The organism is Mesorhizobium kowhaii, from assembly GCF_042431665.1.
GTDB lineage: Bacteria > Pseudomonadota > Alphaproteobacteria > Rhizobiales > Rhizobiaceae > Mesorhizobium > Mesorhizobium kowhaii.
In genome coordinates, this window is the sequence record NZ_JBHLYT010000027.1 from 90,742 (window position 1) to 97,717 (window position 6,976).

At 58.1% G+C, this 6,976-nt stretch carries 5 protein-coding genes; all 5 read left to right on the forward strand.

The features are described 5' to 3' along the window. Nucleotides 1-6: 6 nt before the first annotated feature. The 5 genes from ACFFNA_RS17180 (at nt 7) to acs (ending at nt 6,871) form a co-directional block, all read left to right on the forward strand. Nucleotides 7-1,893 (forward strand): ABC transporter permease subunit, encoded by a 1,887-nt coding sequence (locus ACFFNA_RS17180; protein WP_378920102.1) that lies wholly within the window; start codon nt 7-9, stop codon nt 1,891-1,893. Further along, nucleotides 1,877-2,599 (forward strand): ABC transporter ATP-binding protein, encoded by a 723-nt coding sequence (locus tag ACFFNA_RS17185; protein ID WP_378920104.1) that lies wholly within the window; start codon nt 1,877-1,879, stop codon nt 2,597-2,599. The genes ACFFNA_RS17180 and ACFFNA_RS17185 overlap by 17 nt, the downstream gene beginning before the upstream one ends. A 27-nt stretch (nt 2,600-2,626) precedes the next feature. Continuing rightward, nucleotides 2,627-4,078, forward strand: a complete 1,452-nt coding sequence (locus ACFFNA_RS17190; RefSeq protein WP_378920106.1) for an amidase — start codon at nt 2,627-2,629, stop codon at nt 4,076-4,078. A 105-nt stretch (nt 4,079-4,183) separates the two neighbouring features. Further along, nucleotides 4,184-4,873, forward strand: coding sequence for an aquaporin (locus ACFFNA_RS17195; protein WP_378920108.1), 690 nt, complete (start codon nt 4,184-4,186; stop codon nt 4,871-4,873). A gap of 45 nt (nt 4,874-4,918) precedes the next feature. Then, nucleotides 4,919-6,871, forward strand: a complete 1,953-nt coding sequence (gene acs, locus ACFFNA_RS17200) for an acetate--CoA ligase (protein ID WP_378920110.1) — start codon at nt 4,919-4,921, stop codon at nt 6,869-6,871. The last annotated feature ends 105 nt before the right edge of the window (nt 6,872-6,976 follow it).

Sequence of the window (6,976 nt, forward strand, 5' to 3'; positions counted from 1 at the left end):
AGAGCGATGTCAAGTGTAGTCGATAACCATACGGGTGGTTTCATTTCAATGCTGCTATCGAAGAAAACACCGTTCGTTCAGTCCATCCTAAATTCATCGCATGGCAAGGCGCTGGGAGCGATCTTTGCGGCCGCGATCGCAATTCTCATCTTCATGAATTTCTCGCTGGCCGATCAACTGAAGTGGACCCTTTGGGTGAGCTTCGGCATCGTCGCGCTCAGCCTCTCCTTCATTTGGGGAAAGGCAGGAATTTTCAGCTTCGGCCAGAATGCACTCTTTGGCATTGGCGCTTACGGTTATGCGATCGTCTCGCTGAACGTCTTCCCGTACACGGGCGAGACTTTGTCGGCGCTTATCCTTGCCGCTGCTGCCGCCGCTGTCTTCGCGGCCGCGCTTGGCTATTTCATGTTCTATGGCCGCGTCGGTGATGTCTACCTGTCCGTTCTCACACTTGCCGTGACGCTGATCCTCTACACCGTTGTTTCGAGCACCGCAGGTCCGGAATATCGCATTGGTGAAGCCACGCTTGGTGGCTTCAACGGCATGCCTGGCCTGCCGACTCTGGCCTTTTGGATTCCCGGCTTGGGAAGCGTCGAGCTTCAGATCCAGGGGCTGCTGGTGTTCGCCGTTATTCTCGCCGCAGTTCTATACGTGGCAGCGTCCTATGCAGCCGATAGCCGCCTTGGCGAGATACTTTCCGGTGTCCGAGAAAACGAGACACGCATGGAGTTGCTTGGCTATGACGTGCGCTTCTGGAAGTGGCTTGCCTTTGTCATCGGCGGTGCGATCGCAGGTATCGGCGGCGGTTTGTTCGCAGCGTGGGGAACCTTCACCAATCCGTCCGTCTTCGGCCTCACGCAGGCCGCGATGGTGATCATCTGGGTGATGATCGGAGGGCGCACATCGCTTTTTGGCGCCTTTGTCGGGGTCGTCATCGTGCAATGGATCGCCGACCAGGCCGATCAGGTCGTCGCCGAGCAGACGCCGCTGATCCTCGGCTTGATGTTGATCCTGTCGCTGTTTCTGTTGCCAAGCGGTGTCGTGCCTACCGTGTCGCGCTGGCTGAAATCGAAAATTCCAGCAACCAATGCCACCCTGATAGCCGAGGCTGACAAAGATTTGCACGCGGGTCAAATGGCTGACACGGCCCTGGCAGATCATCGGCCTGAAAGAGGTGTAATCGTTGCACAGAATCTAGCAAAGAGCTTTGGTGGCCTCTCTGTTCTCAGAGGGGTCGACCTGACATTCGACTCTGCCCCGGTTTACGCCATCATCGGGCCGAACGGTGCGGGCAAGAGTACCTTCTTCAATGTGTTGACGGGCCGTGTCACCGATTCTGAAGGGTGTGTGACCCTCAACGGTACCGACGTGACGCGTATGCCCGCATTCGAGCGCGCAAGGCTTGGCCTGGGCATCAAGTTGCAGATTGCCTCGGTGTTCCCGAGCATGACGGTGCGGCAACACATCGACCTCGCCCTGCGGTCGCGCCCGGGCGCCAACCGGGAACAACTAATTCGGCAAACACTCCAACTCGCCGATCTTCTCCATCGCGCCGAGGACTGCGCATCAGATCTTTCCCACGGCCAGCAACAATGGCTGGAGATTGCAATGGTGATCGCCCAGAACCCCTCCATCATCCTTCTCGACGAGCCGGCCGCCGGCATGTCCTGGCAGGAGAAGGTTCGAACAGCCAAATTGATCGAACGCCTTTCCAGGTTGCACCGCATTATTGTCATCGAGCATGACATGGCGTTCGTACGCTCGCTTCAAGCACCAGTCGCGATGCTCCACCAAGGGCGTGTTTTCCGCAACGGCGGCTTTGACGAGGTATGCAGTGATGACGAGGTGATTAACATCTATCTCGGGAGGCGCTCCAATGCTGTCAACGCATGATCTGTCATCCGGCTATGGGCGGATCGTTGTTTTGCGAGGGATTTCACTGGCTGTCGGGCAACCCGAGATCGTGGCGGTGTTAGGCCGCAATGGTGCTGGCAAAACGACGCTGATGAAGACACTCGCCGGCATCGTGCCCGCACAGAGCGGGACGATCGACTTTTTTGGCACTGAAATAGCTAAGCTTTCGAGTGACAAACGTGCGCGGCTCGGCATTGGATATGTCCCACAGGGGCGTGGGATCTTTCCAAAGCTTTCGGTGCGCGAAAATCTGCTCGTCGGCCTCTACGCAAGCTCCGGGGCGCCTCAGATCATCGACGAACTGCTTGAGGAGTTCCCGGCGCTGAAGCCGAAGCTCAACGACCGAGGCAGCCAACTCAGCGGAGGTCAGCAGCAGATTCTTGCACTGGCAAGAGCGCTTGCCACCAATCCCAAGCTGCTGCTTCTGGACGAACCTTCCGAAGGGATCCAACCATCCATCCTTGAGGAGATCGCCGACATCTTGAATCGGCTAAAGGCCACTCGCGGATTGTCGACGCTGATCGTCGAACAGAACATCGATTTCATCCGATCGATGGCGGATCGAGCGTACCTCATGGATATCGGCAACATCACACGACAGCTGTCTCGCGAAGAGCTGGCTGTGGACGGTGATTGGCTGGAAAGTTTCGTTAGCGGGACCGAGTTCTCGCAGTCGGTCGCCTGAAAGCACTACATACTGGAGGAAGAAATCATGGCCAGAAAGCCAAACGAACTGAGCAAATTGTCCGATGTCGACCTTTGCTATCTGACGGCCGAGGAGGCGATCGCAGCCTTCAAATCACGAGAATTGTCGCCTGTCGATGTGATGAAAGCGGTCATTGCTCGCTGTGAGAAAGTCAATCCGGCGCTGAATGCTGTCACTTACACGCATTTCGACCGTGCGTTGGATCAGGCAAAAAAGTCAGAGAAGCGCTATGCGTCGAACGCCGGCGCAGTGCGTCCGCTCGAGGGGATCCCGTTGGCAATCAAGGATCTTCACCCGGTCACTGGAGAAATTTGCACCTGGGGATCGAAGATCTTCGAAGGTGTTCGCGCCGACAACACCGTGCCTATCGTTGAGCGCCTCCTTGAGGCTGGTGCAATCCTGCACATCCAGACGACCAGCCCGGAATTCGCCCATACGGGCCATACGCACAGCCCTCTTTGGGGCGCGACCCGGAACCCATGGAACGCCGAGTACAATTGTGGAGGCTCGTCCGGCGGCTCCGCGGCGGCCGTGGCGGCCGGGATGACCATCCTCGCGGATGGTGATGACGGTGGCGGTTCCATTCGCATACCATCTTCAGCGTGCGGTGTCTTTGGCTTCAAACCGCCCTTCGGCCGCAATCCCGGCCGGCTCTTGCCGACCAACCTCGACTGGATCCTGCATCTGGGGCCGATCACCCGGTCTGTGGGCGATGCCATCCTTATGCAGAACGTCATGAGCGGTCCGCATCCAAAAGACGCAGCAACGCTTAAGCCGAAACTCGAAATTCCCAGCGACCTGGGCGACATCCGGGGCTGGAAGGTGGCGTTCTCAATGGACCTTGGCTACTTCGAAGTCGACAAAGAGGTGCAGCGAAACACTCTCGAAGCCGTTGACATCTTCAGGTCTCTCGGCTGCATCGTCGAGGAAGTCGAATTGGACTGGAATTATGGCTCTTATGACGCCTGGATGACTCACTGGGAGGGGCTGTTTGCGTCCGCAGCTGGTCAGCACCTGCCTCGCTGGCAATATGAAATGGATCCCTACGTCCGTAAGCTTCTCCACAAGGGTATGAATCATTCTTACACGCGCGTGAAGCAGACGGAATTCGTACGAACCGAAATGTACGACAAGTTTGGTCCGTTGATGGAAAACTACCAGTTGTTGCTTTGCCCAACGACTGCTGTTCCGTCAGTGCCGCTTTGGCACAGGTGCGACGACGAGAATTTCACTATCAATGGCAAGCGCGTCGACGCCATGATCCAGTGGTGCATGACGTATCCATTTAACCTGATCAGCCAGTGTCCTGTGGCCACTGTGCCAAGTGGATTCGCCTCGTCCGGCGTACCCACCGGGCTGCAGATCGTCGGTCGTACCTACGAGGACATCAGCGTGCTGCAAGCAGCCAAGGCCTATGAACGCGCACGGCCGTGGAGGGGTACGCGACCCAATCTCTAGGTCTGACTGACATCCAATCGAAGAGAACACAGGGCGAGCATGGGTTGCCGCCCATAGCATTCTTGCGACCATATCTCGCAATTCGGTAATGAAGGAAGTTTAACTATGACGAACAACTACAATGCTTACCTGGCCGAAGCATTCGGCACCGCATGCCTGGTTTTGTTGGGGTGCGCGTCAGTCACGTTAGCTGGCAATGGCGCCGCGTTGCCCTTGGGGGGAATGCCTATCTCGTTAGCATTCGGACTGACCGTGACTTTTCTGATCTATGGGATTGGTCCGGTCTCAGGATGTCATATCAACCCCGCAATCACTTTGGGTCTATGGGCCGCGAACCGGTTCACTGGTGCAAAAGTTGTCGGCTACGTGGCAAGTCAGCTTATCGGAGGTCTGGTTGGTGCTGGCATTTTGCTTGTCATTCTTGAGGGCCGGACGGGGGGATATGACCCTGCCGCGCTTGGGTTAGGACAGACCGGTTGGGCGCAATACAGTGTTGCTATTGCCTTTGTCAGCGAATTCGTCGCGACATTCATTTTCATGGCCGTAATCATCGGGTCTGTCGCGAACGCCGATAGCAAACAACTGGCCGGTGTCTCAATTGGGCTTTGCCTTTTTGTGTTGATATCCTGCTTTATCAACGTTAGCGGGGGATCACTCAATCCGGCTAGGAGCATTGGGCCCGCCATATTTGTCGGCGGCACGGCTATTTCGCAGCTATGGCTGTTCATTGTCGCCCCAACGCTTGGCGCCGTTTCTGCTGGCCTGATTTTCCGCAAGAGAGAGGTTTCGAGCTAATCGCGTAGCGGCTTCTCAATCATTTGCAGTGCGGAGGAACCTGCTTTGGAAAGTCGAAACTATCGCGTCCAGCCGGCGTGGAAGAAAAACGCGCTGATCGACAATGATACCTATCTCAAATGGTACACCGACAGCGTGAAAAATCCGGACAGGTTCTGGGGCAAGCACGGCAAGCGCATCGACTGGTTCAAGCCGTTCAGCAAGGTCAAGAACACCTCCTTCGACGGCAAGGTCTCGATCAAATGGTTCGAGGACGGCGAGACCAACGTTTCCTACAATTGCATCGACCGTCATCTGAAGAAGCGCGGCAACCAGACTGCCATCATCTGGGAAGGCGACAACCCCTACGACGACAAGAAGATCACCTATAACGAGCTTTACGAGCACGTCTGCCGGCTGGCCAATGTGATGAAGAAACACGGCGTCAAGAAGGGCGACCGCGTCACCATCTACATGCCGATGATCCCGGAAGCCGCCTATGCGATGCTCGCCTGCACGCGTATCGGCGCCATCCACTCGATCGTCTTCGGCGGCTTTTCGCCGGACGCGCTGGCAGGCCGCATCGACGACTGCAAGTCGACCTTCGTCATCACCGCCGACGAGGGGATGCGCGGCGGCAAACCGATCCCGCTGAAGGAAAACACCGACAAGGCGATCGAGATCGCGGCCAAGGCCGGCACCAAGGTCGAAAAGGTGGTGGTCGTGCGCCGCACCGGCGGCAAGACCGGCTGGGTCCAGGGTCGCGACGTCTGGTACCATGACGAGATCGCGACCGTGAAGGGCGACTGCAAGCCGGAGAAGATGAAGGCCGAGGATCCGCTGTTCATCCTCTACACCTCGGGCTCGACGGGCAAGCCGAAAGGCGTGCTGCACACCACCGCCGGCTATCTCGTCTACGCCTCGATGACCCACCAATATGTCTTCGACTACCATGACGGCGATGTCTACTGGTGCACCGCTGATGTCGGCTGGGTCACCGGCCACAGCTACATCGTCTACGGACCGCTGGCCAACGGCGCCACCACGCTGATGTTCGAAGGCGTGCCGAACTATCCCTCGCAGTCGCGCTTCTGGGAAGTGATCGACAAGCACAAGGTCAACATCTTCTACACCGCCCCGACCGCTCTGCGCGCGCTGATGGGTGCCGGCGACGAGCCGGTGAAGAAGACATCGCGCAAGTCGCTGCGCGTGCTGGGCTCGGTCGGCGAGCCGATCAATCCGGAAGCCTGGGAATGGTATTTCAACATCGTCGGCAACGGCAAGGTGCCGATTGTCGACACCTGGTGGCAGACCGAGACCGGCGGCATCCTGATCACGCCGCTGCCCGGCGCCACCGACCTCAAGGCCGGCTCGGCGACGCGACCCTTCTTCGGCGTCAAGCCGCAGCTGGTCGACGGCGAAGGCAAGGTGATCGAGGGCGCCGCCGACGGCAATCTCTGCATCACCGATTCCTGGCCCGGCCAGATGCGCACCGTCTATGGCGATCACGACCGCTTCGTGCAGACCTATTTCTCGACCTACAAGGGCAAGTACTTCACCGGCGACGGCTGCCGCCGCGACGCCGACGGCTACTACTGGATCACCGGCCGCGTCGACGACGTCATCAACGTCTCCGGTCACCGCATGGGCACCGCGGAAGTCGAATCGGCACTGGTCAGCCATGACAAGGTCTCGGAAGCCGCCGTCGTCGGCTATCCCCACGACATCAAGGGCCAGGGCATCTACAGCTACGTCACCTTGATGAAGGGGGTGGAGCCGACCGAAGATCTGCGCAAGGAACTCGTCGCCCATGTCCGCAAGGAGATCGGCGCCATCGCTTCGCCCGACAAAATCCAATTCGCGCCCGGCCTGCCGAAGACACGCTCGGGCAAGATCATGCGCCGCATCCTGCGCAAGATCGCCGAGGACGATTTTGGCGCGCTCGGCGATACCTCAACGCTAGCCGATCCGGCCGTGGTCGACGACCTGATCGCCAACCGGCAGAACAAGAAGGTGTGAGGCTGTTGATTGCCACTGAGAACTGACCCGGCAACCCAGGATATTTCCACCGAGAATTGACCCATGTTTGAACCTTGCCCTGCGTGTTTTCAGCGGGGGCTACGG